The sequence below is a fragment of the Paraburkholderia sp. J41 genome, assembly GCF_905220235.1.
Lineage (GTDB): Bacteria > Pseudomonadota > Gammaproteobacteria > Burkholderiales > Burkholderiaceae > Paraburkholderia.
The window spans coordinates 13,455-29,591 of the sequence record NZ_CAJMZE010000007.1 but is presented as its reverse complement, the minus strand read 5'-3'; the positions used below and the strand labels follow the sequence as shown (position 1 = coordinate 29,591).

Here is a 16,137-nt window from a genome sequence, read left to right as displayed (position 1 = left end):
GGAAAAGAAACAATTAAAAGATTCCGATTCAATTTCCCATTCGTATAGACCAAAAAGCATGCTTTCTATTTTCCAAAACATAATTAAATAAAATTAAGAGTGTTTAGCGACCGTTCGACCTACACTCGAACAGGCATCTCAGTCATGGAGAGGCTATTTACTCCAAAATTGCATTTGAGACGCAATGCTTTTCGGCTGGCCGTCAAGGCAGCAGCGCCAGGGTCCGCGGAATCGAACAAGGAGAAGCAATGACGGCGCAGGTCGCGGGAGTCGAGATACCGGACAGCGATATGGCGCGATGTGCGGTCGCCCTTGTCGCGCAGGAGATGCCGGATGTTCTGCTCGGCCACGCATTCCGCGTCTTCCTGTTTGCGTCGCTCATAGGGCGGTACAGGACGGTCGATTATCCAAAGGAACTTTTGTTCGTTGCGGCGACCTTTCACCACCACGGACTCGCGCGGCGTTTCGGCGACTCTAATCGCCGCTTCGAGTTGGACAGTGCGGACGCCGCATGCGAGTTCTTAATGTCGCATGGGATATCCGGGGTCGAATTGCGCAACGTATGGCACGCCATCGTGCTGCACTCGACATTCGGGCTGGATGAAATCGATTCCCCGCTCGTCAGCTTGTTGCGAGCCGGCGTCGAAACGGATTTGATGGCATTGCACTTCGACGAGATATCGGATAACGATCGCGCCGCAGTGGTTCGTGCGTATCCGCGCGAATCAGCGTTCAAAGTGCTTGTCATCAACGCATTGGCCGATGGCATGCTATGGCGACCAGAATCAACGTTTGGGAACGTCAACGCGGATGTGCTGGAGCGGTGTAATCCCGACTTCCACCGCGTCAATTTTTGCGGCCTGATTCTGGGCTCGCAATGGGAAGACTGAGAGCCTGGCCGCGCGGATTAACCCAACAAGCTCGTCAAGATCTGATGCCCAACAGGGATCAGTTGCACGCCGATCACCATCCCCAGCAGCCCCACGAGCGCCACGATGGGCGGCGCAGGCGAACGCACGCGAATGGCGCTGTAAATGACGCCAGCGAGAAGGCCGGCGAGAAGGGAAAGAATATAGGGTTCCATTAATCCGGGTTCAACTTGGCAAATGTCGATAGTGCGGGCAATCCATCGGCCCGGAGCAAGAACACTCAACCCATTCCGCTGCGAGCCTCTTAGGTTCAAGAATGCAGCACCGCTCAGCCCTTCGCCGGAACAGCTGCGAGAGACTCGTGCTTTTTTTGCGTGCGCTGGGGCGCTTTGTGGACCATCGTGTACGCGTAATCGACGCCCATGCCGTAAGCACCGGAATGCTCTTTCGCAATTCCCATCACGGCGTCGTACGTTTCGCGGCGGGCCCAGTCGCGTTGCCACTCCAGCAGAACCTGTTGCCAGGTCACTGGCACGGCGCCCGCCTGAACCATCCGTTGCATTGCATAGTCATGTGCGTCCTTCGACGTCCCACCAGACGCGTCCGCCACCATGTAAATTTCGTAGCCGCCTTCCAGCATCGCGCAGAGAGCGAATGTGGTATTGCAGACTTCCGTCCATAGACCGGCCACCACCACCTTGTTCCGGCCATTCGCCTTTAGCGCGTCTCGAACCTTCTGGTCGTCCCATGAGTTCATCGACGTTCGCTCCAAGGTGGGATGGTCCGGGAAGACATCGAGCAACTCGGGATACGTGAAGCCAGAAAAGGATTCGCTTTCGACCGTCGTAATGGTGGTCGGAATATTGAATGTCTTCGCGGCTTTGGCCAGACCGACTACGTTGTTCTTCAGCGTTTGCCGGTCAATAGACTGGACCCCAAATGCCATTTGCGGCTGTTGATCGATAAAGATGATCTGGCTATTCGTCGGGGTAAGAACTTCCAGTTTCTCTTTGCTCATGATGTCGTCCATTTGAAGAGAGATTTCAATCGCTACGCTCGGGTCCGCAAGGGAACGCCAGCCTGTATGCCTCGTTGAAGCCGCGAAATAGGGCTACGCGTTACCGCTTGGCCGAGGCGCGCCATTACATAAAGCATAGTCGAGAGTCTCACAATGTTTGACGGTCAGATGCTTTATTAAGAACTATTAATTCGTTAAGTCTACTGAGGGTACTTATATTGGGAGGCATGAAATCCCTGGCTATGCGGCGCGTCCGCCGTTATCGGCTTGGCCGGCGCGAAGAGATACCCGGGGATCTGCGGAGATAGTTCGATGAAAGCGTATGTGCTGTCACTTCTCGCCGGAATTCTCATAGGCGTGGTCTACGGCTGGATCGGCGTGCCGTCACCGGCGCCGCCTCTCGTCGCATTGATCGGCCTGCTGGGCATTCTGGCGGGCGAACAGATCATTCCCGTAGCAAAGAAGATGTTCTCGGGCGTTCATTTTCGCGCGGCCTGGAACGAGGAACACTGCAATCAACATGTGTTCGGGTCGCTGCCGGGCCGAAATCCAGGCGCGTCTCGACCCACGACGGGCACTTCATCCGAGGAGAAGCGTTCATGACATCGCACCAGGATAAGGCTGAGCTGATTCTTTTCAATGGTCGGTTCACGACCTTGGATAAATCGAATCCGGCTGCAAGCGCGGTCGCCATCAAGGGGGGCAAATTCATTGGCGTCGGCAGCGACAGCGAAATGAATCTATTGAAATCCGACAGCACGCGGATGATCGATCTCAAGGGCCGTTCAGTTCTGCCGGGCCTGATCGATAATCATCTCCATATCATTCGCGGCGGATTGAATTTCAACATGGAGCTTCGCTGGGACGGTGTGCGTTCTCTTGCAACCGCGATGGAGATGCTGAAGGCGCAAGTGGCCATCACGCCGCCGCCGCAATGGGTGCGCGTTGTTGGTGGATTCACCGAGCATCAGTTCGACGAGAAGCGTCTGCCGACCATCGATGAACTGAATGCGATAGCGCCCGACACCCCCGTCTTCATGCTTCATCTCTATGATCGCGCGATGCTCAATGCCGCTGCGCTACGCGTGGTCGGATACACGAAAGACACGCCGGAGCCGCCGGGAGGCGAGATCATGCGCGATACCGCGGGCAATCCGACGGGCCTGTTGCTCGCAAAGCCAAACGCGGGCATTCTCTATGCGACTCTCGCAAAAGGGCCCAAGCTCCCTTTCGAGTATCAATTGAACTCGACGCGTCACTTCATGCGCGAGTTGAATCGTCTAGGCGTGACGGGCGCCATCGACGCGGGTGGAGGTTCGCAGAATTTCCCCGACGATTACGACGTCGTAAAGAAGCTCGATGCCGATGGTTTGCTGACCGTCCGGCTCGCGTACAACCTGTTCACGCAAAAGCCGAAGGGTGAGAAGGACGACTTTCTCAACTGGACGAAAGCGTCGAAGTACAAGGACGGCAACGATTACTTTCGTCACAATGGTGCGGGCGAAATGCTCGTATTCTCGGCGGCGGACTTCGAAGACTTTCGCGTTGCGCGGCCGGAGATGCCGGCCGAGATGGAGGACGATCTCGAAGGCGTCGTCCGCGTGCTTGCGGAAAACCGCTGGCCGTGGCGCATGCACGCAACTTACGACGAAACCATTAGCCGCGCGCTCGACGTGTTCGAGAAAGTGAATCACGATACGCCGCTCGCAGGGCTCAACTGGTTTTTCGACCATGCCGAAACCATCACCGAGAAGTCGATGGATCGCATCGCGGCTCTGGGGGGAGGCATTGCGGTTCAACATCGAATGGCTTATCAGGGCGAGTATTTCGTCGAGCGCTACGGCGAAAGAGCTGCCGAGGCCACGCCGCCCGTCGCGCGCATGCTCGAAAAGGGTGTGCAGACATCAGCGGGTACGGATGCAACCCGTGTGGCGTCGTATAACCCCTGGGTTTCGCTGTCGTGGCTCGTGACTGGCCGGACGGTTGGCGGCATGCGCATCTATCCGCAGCGTAATTGTCTGGACCGGGAGACGGCCTTACGCATGTGGACCGAGAAAGTCACTTGGTTCTCGAACGAAGTCGGCAAGAAAGGGCAGATTGTCGAGGGACAACTCGCAGATATCATCGTTCCGGACCGCGACTATTTCGGTTGCGCGGAAGACGATGTTGCGGGAGCTTCATCCTTGCTGACGGTTGTAGGCGGCAAGGTCGTGTATGCCGCCGGCGAATTCGCTTCGCTGGACGACAGCCCGCCGCCTCCCGCGATGCCCGACTGGTCGCCCGTGCGGAAGTACGGCGGATTTGCCGCGTGGAAGCAATACGGCGAGTCCGGCGCGCCGCTTCAGCAAATCGCTGCCGGATGCGGATGCGCGCGCGCGTGCGGCGTGCACGGCCACGACCATCGTCGTGCATGGGCCGGCAATGCGCCGACCTCGGACTACAAAGGCTTCTGGGGAGCATTGGGATGCGCGTGCTGGGCGGTCTAGAGGGGAATCCGATGCCGGACAGTCCATCGTGGGTCGTCGCGCTCTTGCGTCAGCCGTGGGTCATGCCGATCGTTCGAATCAGCCTCGTTTCGGCGTACCTCATCGGCGGCATCGCAAAGCTGCTGCATTTCGACGTCGCGAGCGCCGAGCAGGTGCACTTCGGGCTGCATCCGGGTTGGCTCTGGGCGTGCATCGCCATCTTCGTGGAGCTGGCCGGATCGTTATGCATCGTCTTCGCCAGGTTCACATGGCTCGGGGCGGGCGGCTTGGCTGCGCTGACGCTGGTGGCCATGTTCATGGCGAACGCTTTCTGGCGTCTGAACGGCGCCGCGCACTTCATTGCACTGAACAGCTTTTTCGAGCATTTGGGGCTCATTGCTGCATTCGTGATGGTCACTCGCCTGGTTGACGTCGGGCGGCGTTCGCCTGAATAACTAGAGAGGAAATTCACTACCATGCTCAACATTCGATCTTTCTGTGTCTCCGTTGCGGTAGCTTTCGGTGTAGTCGCGACCGTGCCATCGCCTTCATTTGCGAAAGCCTCCAGTGGGTCGTCGCAATCGGCTTCGCTCGCGGTGGGTCCTCAATACGATACGACTCATATTTACGTCGCACCCGAAGACTTCGACAAGTTCACTGATAGCTTCGTCGCCACGTTCGGAGGCCACAAGTCGCAGCAGGGTGTATTTCAGGTGACGCCGACTCCCAGTCAGACGATGTCGCAACTGGTCTTCACGCCGGTCGGGACGGTGTCGGTATTCGGCTTCAAGACGCCGGTTCCCTATCCGTTCGGTGACGAGCGCACAGGCTATCTCGTCACGGATATGGACGCTGCAGTGAAGTCGGCGAAAGCGCACGGCGCCGATGTGGTCGTCGATACATTCCCGGATCCGATCGGACGCGATGCCATCGTATCGTGGCCGGGTGGCGTGCACATGCAGCTCTACTGGCACACGAAGGCGCCGAACTACAATCCGCTGGAAGCCGTCCCGGAAAACAGGGTGTATGTTTCGCCGGCGAGCGTAAACGCGCTCGTGACCGACTGGCTCGCGTTCTCGCATGGCAAGATCGTCTCGGACAATCGCCGCGCGCCGGGCGTGGAAATCGGCCGTCGTGACGACACCTTCCATCGCGTGCGGCTCACGTCAGGCTTCGGCAATCTCACGATATTCGCGACGGACGGCCATCTGCCTTATCCGTATGGACGAGAGACGACCGGGTATGAAGTAAAGGACTTCGACGACACGATGAAGAAGGCCGAGGCCGCTGGCGTGACGGTTCTCGTGCAGCCTTTCACATCGGATCAGAGGAAGTCGACGGTCGTTCGATTTCCCGGCGGATACATCGCAGAGATTCATGCGGCGGCGAAATAGAGCATGGTGGATTCTCGCTGAGCACTCTTGGTGGAACGGCACATGAATGACGACAACGTGCTCTCCGCGATTGCCGGATACCTCGACACGCTGAGCTTTGTCGCGCTATTCGGTCTGTTCACGGCGCACGTGACGGGGAACTTCGTGCTCATCGGCGCAGGAATCGCAGGATACGGGCAGGGCGTCTTTCTTAAGCTAATGGCGTTTCCTGCGTTCATCATTGGCGTCGTGCTCAGCAGTTTCATCATTCGTACTTGCAACCCTGACACGCCAATGCGCGGCGCACGCATGCTGTATGGGGTACAGGCGGCGCTGCTTCTGGCGTTCTGCATTGCCGGAGTCAATCTCGGACGGCAATTCACCCCCGATGGCTGGCCGGCTGTGATTTGCGGAATGATCGGCGCGAGCGCGATGGGTGTCCAGAACGCTCACAGCCGGTTGGTCGCGCGACCCGGTGTGCCGAATACCGTCATGACGGGCAACGTGACCCAGGTCATCCTCGACGTGCTCGATCTCTGTTCGCCGCGCGTCACGGCCGATGCAAAGCGCACTTCGCGAGCGCGTGCCGCAAAGATGCTTCCGGCAATCGTTGCATTCGGCCTGGGTGCAATCGCCGGTGCTTTGGCCTACAGCACCGTCGGATTCTGGGCTTTATTGCTGCCGTTTGCGGGCGTGACCTTGCTGGCCATACGGGCGTGGATGCACCGTAATGCGGTCGATAAAGTCGTCTCGTGAAACTTCGCTATCGCTGCTGGCGTGTTCGAGGCCGGACCTACGACGTTCAACTGGGCGGAGGCCCCGGGACGATGCAACTCGCAGCATGTACAGGAATTGCGGTTGCCGGGCTTGCGCTCGGCCTTTGTCAGGATGCACGGGCGGACGGCGAAGCATCACAACTTCACGATGCCGCCGCGCCCGAGCAAACCTGTAACGCGAAGCGGCCAACCGTTTCGTTCAACCGCTGGCAGGAGGACTGGAGTGTCCTCAAGAATCCCTGCGTGCCGCGCAAGCCGCTGGACAGTCTCAAGTACATCCCGCTGGGAGGTGATCCGGACTCCTATATATCGCTAGGCGCTAATCTTCGTGAGCGGCTCGAGGTGAGCGAAACACCGCTGTTCGGTCTGAGCACGATGGCGAAGTCGGACACCTATTTGATCCAGCGCGCACAGGTTCATGCCGACGCACACGTCGGTCAAAATCTTCAGTTCTTCGTTCAACTCGAAGATGCGAGAGCCTTCGGCAAGGACGTAGTGAGACCGACGGATAAGAATCCACTGGACCTGGAGCAAGCGTTTGCTGCGTGGGTCAGCCCGCTCGGGCCGGGTACCATCAAGCTGCGCGTCGGACGACAGGAAATGGCGTTCGACTTGCAGAGATTCATTTCCGTTCGTGATGGGCCCAACGTGCGGCAGGCATATGACGCGCTATGGGCAGACTATGAATGCGAGAAATGGCGATTCATCGCATACGCGACGCGGCCCGTTCAGTATCGAGACGTCTCGGCATTCGATGACACTTCGAACCGTCATCTGACCTTCAGCGGCGTGCGTTTCGAACGTCAGGGCGCGGGCCCGGGAGATCTCTCCGGCTATTATTCGCTCTACACGCGCGCCGACGCTCAGTTTCTCGATGCGCAAGGCAACGAGCACCGGAACGTTTTCGATCTGCGATACACAGGAAAAGCGGCGGCCTTCGACTATGACGTGGAGTCGATGTATCAGACCGGTCATGTGGGCGACAAGACGATTGCCGCCTGGGCTGTGGGTTCGTTATTCGGCTATACGCTGACCTCGCCGTGGACTCCGCGCCTGGGCCTTCAGGTCGATGCCGCTTCGGGCGATCGTCATCCGAACGACGGGCGCGTGGAGACATTCAATCCCCTCTTTCCGAACGGCTATTACTTCACGCTCGCGGGTTACACGGGCTATGCCAATCTTGTCCACGTGAAGCCATCGCTCACGCTCAAGCCGTCCAGCAAACTAACCTTGTTGTTTGCGTTCGCGTTTCAGTGGCGAGTAACCACGAACGATGCAATCTATCAGCAAGGAAGCGCCGTCGTTCCTGACACAGCCGGGCACGGTACGCGATGGACCGGAACCTATGCGCAAGTACGCGCTGATTGGAATGTTGCCACGAATCTGATTGCATCGGTCGAAGCCGTTCATTTCCAGATCGGCGATTCGATCCGTGAGCTCGGCGGCAGCAACTCCGACTACATCGGCGTGGAAATGAAGTACGGCTGGTGAGCTGTCGCACGGTCGAGCGATAAGAACGCAAAGGCGGTCAAGACCACGAAGCTATCGCGTGATTAATTTTCGAATCCTTCCAAATCTATTCGGCTGTATTAAGATACATTACACACGAGTGCCAGCGCGGGAGCGCCGGTGCTGTACCTTGTCGGCAAGTGGTCCGTTGCAGGCTCCTTAGCGTTCGAGGAGGATTCATTGAAAGCTGACTTGACCCGCTCCTTAGCCATACCTGAATCACATTGGAGCCAGCGCCCGGTACTTCTTACGCGGGAAGACAGCTTTCGCGCGATTCTCAGCAAGTGGAGCCTTCCTAAGCCGAAGCAACCCATCGAGTTCAGACACGAGTTCACCGACGGCACCCATACGATAACCATCAACCGGAGCGTGAGCGCGGGTCGGTTTCTCGTCGGAAAAAAAGAAGTCTCGCTAGGCGATGTACCCATTCGCTCGAGCCTGCTCGTGCCGCCGGGAGAAGTGACCCGTATTGTTTTCACCGAGGCGGCCGAGGCCTATCGTCTCTATCTTTCTCCCGTATTGCTGGCTGAATGCCACGAACATATTTTCGGCGATCCCGCCAGTAGCGATATCGTGCTCTCGAACGTTACCTTCCTGGACGACAAGCCGATTCGTCATCTGGTCCACGCCATTATGGAAATCAGCGAAGAGGATTGCCCCGCCAATCGCCTGGTTTTCGAAAGCGTCAGTCTCGCCATTGCGTCGCGGTGCGTATCGTTGAATCTGCGGAGGCCTGTCAAGAAGGCTCGCGTGGCGCCCTTGGCCAACTGGCGGCTTCAGCGCGTAACCGAATATATTCACGCGCACTTGTTCGACCCGATTTATCTGGCCGATTTGAGTAATATCGCCGGGCTCACAAGAATGCATTTCCTGACGCAGTTTCGCCTGGCAACAGGCTTCACGCCAAATGCTTATGTCATGAGAATGAAAATCGAGCATGGACGGCGGCTGCTTGCGGAGACTGATCTTTCGATCGTGGATATCTCTCAAATGCTAGGGTTTAAAAGCCAGAGTCATTTCACACTGGTCTTCCGGAAAATCGTCGGCAATACGCCGGCTCGGTGGCGAACCGCATCCAAGTAAAGCACATTCGTGCGTTTCGAACGCGAGTCAGTGGGTAGCTAGTCCGATGACAACCGGACGCAGACATGAACCGCACCGAATTTTGTGGAGGCTCGAATTCTTGAGAGAATCGAGCCATGAACAAGAAGGTAACGAAGTTTTCCCCGGAAGTTTTCTTCGCGTAAACAGCGCTTATCCGACTTCCGATCAAATTCCGGCGATTACATCATTACGCGCGCGTGGAATCTGATCGGATAAGCTGGGACACAAAACTGTCAATTGCCGTAACCGGCAATCGCCTTGATCTCCAGATAATCGCCCAGACCGAATTCCGCGTGCTCGCGGCCATTGCCGGATTGCTTGTAGCCGCCGAACGGCGCGTTCGAATCCCACGGCGCTTCGTTGATATAGACGTTGCCCACGCGCAGCTGTGCCGCCACGCGCCGCGCGCGCGCCCGATCTTTCGTCTGCACGTAGCCCGCGAGTCCGTAGGGACTGTCGTTGGCGATGGCGATGGCTTCGGCTTCGTCGTCGAACGGAATGATCGACAGCACTGGCCCGAAGATTTCCTCGCGCGCGATGCGCATGTCCGGCGATACATCCGCGAACACCGTGGGTCGCACGAAATAGCCTTTCGACGTGCCCTCCGGGCGGCCCGGGCCGCCCGCCGCGAGCGTCGCGCCTTGCTCGATGCCGCTTTCGATCAGCGACTGGATATGCGCGTATTGCTTTGCGTTGACGACCGGGCCGAGATCCGTGCCTTCCTGCCCAGGCGCGCCGACGCGAATGCTGTTCGCCGTTTGCGCCGCGATGCGCGCGGCGCGGTCCATCAGCGCGCGCGGCACCAGCATGCGCGTGGGCGCGCTGCACGACTGCCCGCAATTGAGGTAGCTCGCGCGCACGCCGAAAGCCACGGCGCGTTCGAGATCGGCATCTTCGAAAATGATGTTGGCGGATTTTCCGCCCAGTTCCTGATGCACGCGCTTGACGCTTTGCGCCGCCGCTGTGGCCACGGCAATGCCCGCGCGCGTCGAACCGGTGATCGACACCATATCGACGCGCGGATCGCGCGACAGCGCTTCGCCGACCACTGCGCCGTCGCCGTTGACGAGATTGAACACACCGGCGGGAAAGCCCGCGTCGTGAATCATCTGCGCGAACCGCAGGGCGCTGTAAGGCGAGAACTCGCTCGGCTTCACCACCATCGTGCAACCGGCCGCGAGCGCGGGCGCGACCTTGACGACGAGCTGGTTCATCGGCCAGTTCCACGGCGTGATGAGGGCGCACACGCCGATCGGCTCTTTCGCGAGCAAGGTCGCGCCGCGCTGCTCGGTGAACGCGAAATCGCGCAGCACGCGAATCGCGGTTTCCAGATGCGCACGGCCCAGCGCGATTTGCGCCGAGCGCGAAAAGCCGCTCGCCACGCCCATTTCCGTCGTCATCAACTGCGACATTTCCTCTGCGCCCGCGTTGTACAACTCGAGCAGCCGCGTGAGCAATTCCAGGCGCGTTTCGCGCGTCGTCGACGACCACGCGTCGAAGGCGCGGTGCGCGGCCGCCACCGCGTCGTCGGCGTCCTGCGCGTCGCCCATCGCCAAATGTCCCGTCACGGCCTCGGTTGCCGGATCGATCGTGGCGAACGTGTCGTTGCCGTGCGGCGCAACCCATTGGCCGTCGATATAGAAGCGATTCGTGTCGATCATCGCCTGTCTCCTGTCAGTGGAAGTAGATGCCGCCGCAGACGTTCAACGCCTGGCCGGTCACGAAGTCCGCTTGCGCCGAAGCGAAGAACAGTGCGGGTCCGACGATGTCTTCGGGCTTGCCGAGCCGTTTGAGCGCCGCGACGTCTTCCCAGTGGCGCATGGCTTCCTCGCTGCCGAGATTATTGCGGCCCATCTCGGTCAGAATGATGCCGGGGCAGATCGCGTTGACCGTCACCCCGTCCATGCCCACTTCCTGCGCCAGCACGCGCGTGAGCGTGATGACCGCGGATTTGGTCGCCGCATAGTGGCCTTGCGTGGCCACGCCTTGCCGCCCCGCGATCGAAGCGATGTTGACGATGCGCCCCGACTTGCGCGCGCGCATGTGCGGCGCGACGGCCTGGCACATCATCAGCACGCCTTTCACGTTGACGTCGAAATGCAGATCGAAGGTTTGTTCGTCGAGATCCTGCAACAGCGAAGGCTTGAGCACGCCCGCGTTGTTGATCAGCACGTCGATGCGGCCGGCTTCCGCCAACGCTCGCCGCGTCATCTCGTCGATCTGCGCGCGGTCGCTCACGTCGAGCAGATAGAGATACGCCTTGCGGTCGCGCAGGCCGATCATCTCGGCGGTCTTGCGCAGTTCCGCTTCGGTGTGCGGCAAGTCGGTCACGATGACGTCATAGCCGGCATCGGCGAAACCCAGCGCCAGTGCTTGCCCGATGCCGCGGCTCGCGCCCGTGACCAGCGCGACCTGGCGCGCCGTGTGATTGCTTTCCATGTCGATGTACTCCGCGAGTGGGATCAGAATTGAGGGGCGGTCAGCGGCGCGTTCTGCCGCACGGGCAGCGAGCGCATCGCTTCGAGGGTGTCGTCGAACGACTTGAGCTTGCCTTGGGAGCCAAGGCCCATCGCCACTTTCGCCGCGACCGCCGAGGCGAAGCGCGCGCATTCGCGCAACGCCCAGCCTTGGGTCAGGCCGACGATAATGCCCGCCGTGAAACTGTCGCCGCAGCCGGTGGTGTCGGACACGGCGATGTCGAACGCGGGCAGGCTGAACGCTTCGCCGTGCTCGGGCGCGACATACACGCCGTGCGCGCCGAGCGTCAGAATGCAGTTCTTCACGCCGCGCTCGCGGAAAAAGCGCGCCACGTCTTCCACATTGTTCGTGCCGGCCATCTCCGCCGCTTCGTCGATGCTCGGCACGAAATAGTCGAGATAAGGCAGGCACGGCTCGACCAGCGCGATGGTTTCCGGGGTCGCCTGGATCAGGTCGAAAGTGGTGATGCGCCCCAGCGCCTTCGCGCGCTTGAGCAGCGCGATGGTGGGCTTGCCGTCGAACGCTTTCATGAGGCCCGTGCCGCCCACATGCACGATGCGCGCGTCGAGCGCCGCGTCGAGATCGCGCGCGGGCACCGTGAAGGCATTGGCGCTGCCCGGCACGTGCAGCGCGGGGCGTTCGCCGTTGGGGCGCACGGGCAGGATCGTCGCGGAAGTCTGCACGTCTTTCGTGCGCGAGACCAGCGCGCAATCCACGCCGTAGCCTTCCATCTTCGAAAGCAGGAAATCGCCCACGTCGTCGCTGCCGACGGTCGTGACCGAGCGCGTGCGGATGCCGAGCATCGCGCAGGCCACCGAAGTCGCGCCCGCCGTGCCCGCCACGGTCATGCAGATTTCTTCGATATAGGCCGCGCGCCCGCCGGGCGGAATTGCCGTGACCGGCCGCCCGAGCACGTCCAGCACGTGAAAGCCGATGCAGCTAACGTCGAATGTAGTCACCTTGAACTCTCCGCCTTAATGTGAGCGGCGGCCCAGCGCGAAGCTGGCCGCGAGAACCACGAACACCAGCACGCCGATCCCGACCTGCTGCCAATAGAAATTCCAGCCGACCAGCAACAGCCCGTTCTTCATCGCGGCGAGCATCAGCACGCCGATCAGCGTGCCGGGCACGCTCGGGCGTCGTTCGCTGCTGAGCGTGGTGCCGATAAAGGTTGCGCCGATCGCGTCGAGAAGGAATGCGTTGCCCGACAGCGGCACATACGATTTGACGGTGGCCGACAGCAGAATGCCGGCGATGCCCGCGAGCAGCGCGCACGCGACATACACCCACGACAGTTGCCGCGCGACGCGAATGCCCGAGTAACGCGCAACGCCGGGCTGCACGCCGAGCGCGACGATCTGCCGGCCGAACACCGAGCGATGCAGCAGCAGATACACGGCGATGCCGCACAGAATCAGCACGATCACGGGCGTCGGCACCTGCAGCAGCGTCGAGCGCGCGATGCCGTCGAACGCGGCGGCCGGTGCGCCGGTGATGAGGTAGATCGGCTGGCCGCCGCCGGTCGCGAGTTGCTGTGTGCTCTGGCCGATGAACAGCACGCCGAGGGTCGCGAGAAACGGGCTGATCTTCAGGCGCGTGATAAGAATCGCGTTCAGCACGCCGACCAGAACCGCCACGCCCAACGCCGCCGCAATGCTTGCCAGCACGCCGTGGCCGGCGGCGAGCAGCATCACGAACACCATGCTGGAGAGATCGACGGCCACGCCCACGGAAAGATCGATGCCGCCCGACGATACGACCAGCGTGAGGCCGAGCGCCACGATCGCCAGCAGCACGACGTTGTTGACCAGCATGTTGAACAGATTCGCCGGGCTCAGGAACGTGTTCGTGACGAGCGAGAACACGAGGCAGATGAGCGCGAACACCACGATCAGGCTGTAGTTGGCGGCGAGCCTGCCGAGCTGCGAAAAGTGGCGCGAGCGCGCGCCGCCGTGCGAGGGAAGGGTGCTCATCGTGCGCTCTCCGGTTTGCGGGCGAAGGAGGTGGTCGCGACCACCAGCAGGATCAGCGCGCCCTGCACGCCGTTGACCCAGTAGCTCGATACGTTCAGCAACTGGAAGCCGTTGGCGAGGCAGCCGATAAACAGCACCGACATCAGCGTGCCGCCGATGGTCGGCACGAAGCGGCGCGAAAACACGGTGCCGAGCAGCGCGGCGGCGAGCACCGAGAGCAGCATGTCGCCGGAACCGGGCGTGCTCGAACTGAGCCGCGAGACCGTCAGCACGGCGGCGACCGCCGCACAGAAGCCGCTGAACAGGTACGTGAACATCACATAGCGGCCCACGCCGATGCCGGCGGAGCGCGCCGCTTCGGGATGGCCACCGACCGCGTAGAGGCGCAGGCCGAAGCCGGTGTAGTGCACGAGCAGGATCATCGCGACGGACGCCAGGATGAAGGTCCACGCGAGCGCCGAGATGCCCAGCAACGAGGCCGAACTGATGAAGGTCATGACCGGCGAGGACACGCTGATGACGGTGTTCTGCGTGACGGTCAGCTCGACGCCCGCCGCGATGTTCATGACCGCGAGCGTGGCGAGCAGCGGCAGAATGCCGAGCCGCACGACCGCGATGGCGTTCAGCAGGCCGATGACGATGCCGGTCAGCGCGACGGAGGGCAGCGCGAGCGCGTCCGGATAGCCGAGCGTGAGCATCTTCGCGTAGACGGCCGCGCAGACGCCCATGTTGGCCGCGATGGAAAGATCGATGCCGCCGTCGGTCACGTTCGAGCCGCCGCCGATGATGACCATCGACATGCCGAAGGCCATCACGCCGAGAATCGCCGACTGTTCGACGATGTTGATGAGATTGCCCGGCGTCGTGAAACCCGGCGCGCCGAAGGCGAAATACAGCAGGATAGCGACGAAGGTGCCGACGGCGGCAAGCCGGATCGCCCAGCCGCCGACGGCTTTGCGGCGGCGCGCGGGCGCGGCGGTTTCTCCGGCGACCTCGTGTAGCAGGGCGCGTTGCACGGCTGTCATGCGGTGACTCCTTCCGAAACGAGAGAACCCGACGAGGCGGCGAGTAGCTGATCGCTGTTCAGGCGCTCGCCGCTGAATTCGCCGACCAGCGCGCCGCGATACACCACCAGCACGCGGTCGCAGAAGTCGGAGAGTTCGAGCAGGTCGGACGAGAGCATGAGGATCGCCGCGCCTTCGCTCGCGAGACGGTTGAGCAGCGTGTAGATCTCGACCTTCGCGGCGACGTCGACGGCAACCGTCGGTTCGTCGAGCACATAGACCTTGGACTGGCAGGAAAGCCACTTGGCGATGGCCACTTTCTGCTGATTGCCGCCCGACAGATTGCGCACGAGCGCATCGCCGCCGGGCGTCTTGATCGACAGTTCGCGGATAAAGTCGCCCACCGCCGAGCGTTCGTCGCCGCCGCGCATGAAACCGGCGCGGCTATAGCGCGTGAGACTCGCGAGGCTCATGTTTTCCCGCACAGAGAGCCCGAGCGCCACGCCGTGCGCCCGGCGGTCTTCGGGCAGCATGGCGATGCCGTTTTTCACCGCATCCATCGGCGAAGCAAGCGATACGTTGCGGCCATCCACCGAAACCGTGCCGCCGTCCGCCTGACGCAGCCCGAACAGGCACTGCACCAGTTCCTTCGCGCCCGAGCCGAGCAACCCGGTCAGCCCGACGATCTCGCCGCGCCGCACGCTCAAGGTGACGTCGCGGAAGCTGCCGTCGCGCGACAGGTTCGCGACTTCGAGTCGCGGCGGTCCGAGCGCCGCGTTGCGCGAGGGAAACATCTCGCCGACGTCGCGCGCGATCATCATCGAAATGATCTTGTCCATCGAGGTGGTTTTCGGCGATACGACGCCGACGTTGGTGCCGTTGCGCATCACCGTGACGGTGTCGCACAGCGACTCGATTTCCTGCATATAGTGCGAGATGAAGATCACGGCGATGCCGTCGTCGCGCAAACGGCGCAGCACGGCGAACAGGCTGTCCACTTCCTTCTTGACGAGCGCCGCGGTCGGTTCGTCGAGCACCAGCACTTTTGCCTGCTGCGCGAGCGCGCGCGTGATCTGCACGATCTTTTGCTGCGCCGTCGTCAGGTCCTGAATCAGCAGGTTGTGCGGCAGTTCGAGATCGAAATACTTCTTGAGCAGTTCGGCCGCGCCGCGCTCCATTCGCCGCTTGCTGACGAACGGCCCGACGCGCAATTCGTGGCGCAGAAATACCGCTTCGCCGACCGTCGCCGTGGGCACCAGCAGCCGGTCCTGGTGGATGAAATGCACGCCGAGCGCCTCGACGCGCGCGGGCGTGAGCTTGTCCACGCGCTCGCCCATGATGCGGATCTCGCCCGCATCGGGCACGTTGATACCCGCCAGCACCTTGATGATGGTGGACTTGCCCGCGCCGTTCTGGCCGACGAGTCCGTGAATCGTGCCGCATTCGACTTCGAGATCCGCATCCGCGAGCGCCTGAACCGCGCCGAAGCGTTTGCTGATGCCCTGCATCGAAATCGCGATGCGCCGTTCTTCGTTGCGCATGCTGCCTCCGTTGAACGTGCGGCCATC

15 protein-coding genes and 1 pseudogene are annotated in these 16,137 nt (G+C 61.1%); 8 read left to right on the top strand and 8 right to left on the bottom strand.

The window, feature by feature from the left end:
• The first annotated feature begins 248 nt into the window (after nt 1–248).
• The gene (locus tag U5805_RS09085; protein WP_322103143.1) at nt 249–890 is read left to right on the top strand and encodes a phosphohydrolase; all 642 of its coding nucleotides are present in this window, start codon (nt 249–251) and stop codon (nt 888–890) included.
• A 32-nt stretch (nt 891–922) separates the two neighbouring features.
• Here U5805_RS09085 and U5805_RS09080 read toward each other — a convergent pair.
• Both U5805_RS09080 and U5805_RS09075 read right to left on the bottom strand, forming a co-directional pair.
• A pseudogene (locus tag U5805_RS09080) lies at nt 923–1,084 on the bottom strand (DUF1427 family protein); the annotation flags it as partial.
• Nucleotides 1,085–1,197: 113 nt separating this feature from the next.
• The gene (locus U5805_RS09075) at nt 1,198–1,887 is read right to left on the bottom strand and encodes a hydrolase (RefSeq protein ID WP_322103142.1); all 690 of its coding nucleotides are present in this window, start codon (nt 1,885–1,887) and stop codon (nt 1,198–1,200) included.
• A 312-nt stretch (nt 1,888–2,199) separates the two neighbouring features.
• Between U5805_RS09075 and U5805_RS09070 the strand changes: the two genes are divergently transcribed.
• From U5805_RS09070 to U5805_RS09040, 7 genes are all read left to right on the top strand, one after another.
• Nucleotides 2,200–2,490, top strand: a complete 291-nt coding sequence (locus U5805_RS09070; protein ID WP_322103141.1) for a XapX domain-containing protein — start codon at nt 2,200–2,202, stop codon at nt 2,488–2,490.
• A complete protein-coding gene (locus tag U5805_RS09065; RefSeq protein ID WP_322103140.1) occupies nt 2,487–4,373 on the top strand; it encodes an amidohydrolase in 1,887 nt (628 codons plus the stop codon). The genes U5805_RS09070 and U5805_RS09065 overlap by 4 nt, the downstream gene beginning before the upstream one ends.
• The gene (locus U5805_RS09060) at nt 4,352–4,807 is read left to right on the top strand and encodes a DoxX family protein (RefSeq protein WP_322103139.1); all 456 of its coding nucleotides are present in this window, start codon (nt 4,352–4,354) and stop codon (nt 4,805–4,807) included. The genes U5805_RS09065 and U5805_RS09060 overlap by 22 nt, the downstream gene beginning before the upstream one ends.
• 21 nt (nt 4,808–4,828) lie before the next feature.
• Nucleotides 4,829–5,746 (top strand): glyoxalase, encoded by a 918-nt coding sequence (locus tag U5805_RS09055; protein ID WP_322103138.1) that lies wholly within the window; start codon nt 4,829–4,831, stop codon nt 5,744–5,746.
• Nucleotides 5,747–5,788: 42 nt separating this feature from the next.
• Nucleotides 5,789–6,481: a YoaK family protein gene (locus U5805_RS09050; protein WP_322103137.1), complete on the top strand. Its 693-nt coding sequence runs from the start codon at nt 5,789–5,791 to the stop codon at nt 6,479–6,481.
• A gap of 71 nt (nt 6,482–6,552) precedes the next feature.
• Nucleotides 6,553–7,992, top strand: a complete 1,440-nt coding sequence (locus U5805_RS09045) for an alginate export family protein (RefSeq protein WP_322103136.1) — start codon at nt 6,553–6,555, stop codon at nt 7,990–7,992.
• 138 nt (nt 7,993–8,130) lie between these two features.
• Complete coding sequence (locus U5805_RS09040; RefSeq protein ID WP_322103135.1) at nt 8,131–9,093, top strand: AraC family transcriptional regulator; 963 nt, start codon at nt 8,131–8,133, stop codon at nt 9,091–9,093.
• Between the two features lie 254 nt (nt 9,094–9,347).
• Here U5805_RS09040 and U5805_RS09035 read toward each other — a convergent pair whose 3' ends face one another.
• Genes U5805_RS09035 through U5805_RS09010 form a run of 6 tightly spaced genes read right to left on the bottom strand, consistent with a single transcriptional unit; the run spans nt 9,348 to nt 16,110 of the window.
• Entirely contained in the window at nt 9,348–10,775 is a 1,428-nt protein-coding gene (locus U5805_RS09035) for an aldehyde dehydrogenase family protein (RefSeq protein ID WP_322103134.1), read from the bottom strand.
• 13 nt (nt 10,776–10,788) lie between these two features.
• The gene (locus U5805_RS09030) at nt 10,789–11,553 is read right to left on the bottom strand and encodes an SDR family NAD(P)-dependent oxidoreductase (protein WP_322103133.1); all 765 of its coding nucleotides are present in this window, start codon (nt 11,551–11,553) and stop codon (nt 10,789–10,791) included.
• A gap of 23 nt (nt 11,554–11,576) precedes the next feature.
• Nucleotides 11,577–12,551, bottom strand: coding sequence for a sugar kinase (locus tag U5805_RS09025; protein ID WP_322103132.1), 975 nt, complete (start codon nt 12,549–12,551; stop codon nt 11,577–11,579).
• A 15-nt stretch (nt 12,552–12,566) separates the two neighbouring features.
• Nucleotides 12,567–13,565 (bottom strand): ABC transporter permease, encoded by a 999-nt coding sequence (locus tag U5805_RS09020; protein WP_322103131.1) that lies wholly within the window; start codon nt 13,563–13,565, stop codon nt 12,567–12,569.
• Nucleotides 13,562–14,590 carry an ABC transporter permease gene (locus tag U5805_RS09015; RefSeq protein WP_322103130.1) on the bottom strand — a complete coding sequence of 343 codons (1,029 nt, stop codon included), beginning with the start codon at nt 14,588–14,590 and terminating at the stop codon, nt 13,562–13,564. Before U5805_RS09015 ends, U5805_RS09020 begins: the two co-directional genes overlap by 4 nt.
• Complete coding sequence (locus tag U5805_RS09010; RefSeq protein WP_322103129.1) at nt 14,587–16,110, bottom strand: sugar ABC transporter ATP-binding protein; 1,524 nt, start codon at nt 16,108–16,110, stop codon at nt 14,587–14,589. The genes U5805_RS09015 and U5805_RS09010 overlap by 4 nt, the downstream gene beginning before the upstream one ends.
• Nucleotides 16,111–16,137 lie beyond the last annotated feature (27 nt).